1 protein-coding gene and 1 pseudogene are annotated in these 949 nt (G+C 39.3%); both read left to right on the top strand.

Annotated features, from left to right (window positions below; translation table 11 throughout):
* Positions 1-291: pseudogene (locus tag HMPREF3179_RS08000) on the top strand (hypothetical protein); the annotation flags it as partial.
* Positions 292-469: 178 nt separating this feature from the next.
* The gene (locus tag HMPREF3179_RS12510) at positions 470-691 is read left to right on the top strand and encodes a hypothetical protein (protein WP_246823929.1); all 222 of its coding nucleotides are present in this window, start codon (positions 470-472) and stop codon (positions 689-691) included.
* Positions 692-949 lie beyond the last annotated feature (258 nt).

Genomic DNA, 949 nt, shown 5'->3' with positions numbered 1-949 from the left:
GGAACAGACTGTCTATTAAATTGGCTAGGATCAGCTATAGAGCGCTGGAATCATTATGGGTCGCTAGGTAAATACAAGAACAAACTTTTTAAGCCTTTACTTTTTCCTGATCCTGCGGCTCATAAAGATGCCAAACCAAGATATGGAGAATTACCATCCTTTATGAAGGAGATTGAGCCTTTTGATGTAAGCCTACATACAGATATTATTATAACAAATCATAAGTTTAGTAAGAGGGATTTTCCAAATGGATTAGGAGGGGAATTTGGTTGTGTCGAAAAAAGGCTTTAGATGGTTGAAGTGGGTCATACTGTTTTGTTGTATTGTGTTTGCTACTCGGTGGGTAGTTTTGTATGGTCCTTACGTATTCTCATTTGACTCCCAGCATTACACGCGATTAGATCGAATCCCTTATGAAATGTTTACTCCGGACGAGATTAAAAACGCGCCCGGGTTAACTGATCACACAATGATTTCTTACTATCCTCAGGACGGTCCAAATTCAGAAAATATTGAAGTCACATATGTTGGAGGGCAGGACGTCATGGAACTTGAGAAATATCTCCTGTCTTTAGGATACAAAGAAGAAAATGATCCTGTTTTTGGCAAGAGATGGCATTCATTTGGTTATTTTAAAAAAGCTTATATCATTGAGGGAGAGAAGAATACGGTGCTTGGGTTTTATCGTTAGTCCGCAAAAATCGGCTCGGAAGCTGAGGCGGTGAGTTGTGATAAGCGAGCCTACACCGCTCATGATGTCTAGATAGTCATAGCTAAGCACGTCTTCAATGCGTCGCAGTTTAATCAGTATCAATGTGAACTAATATATCGTAGGAGGGGGTTGTCGTTAATCGGTAGATAAAGCTGTGTTTGTTTAATTTAATAACGGAAACGACGTTGAAGGATAATAATCGTCGAGGGTGTAAGGTATTTTGTGTAACTTGATTTT

It is taken from the genome of Oligella sp. HMSC09E12 (assembly GCF_001808505.1).
GTDB lineage: Bacteria > Pseudomonadota > Gammaproteobacteria > Burkholderiales > Burkholderiaceae_B > Oligella > Oligella urethralis.
This window is presented reverse-complemented; position numbering and strand designations above follow the sequence as displayed.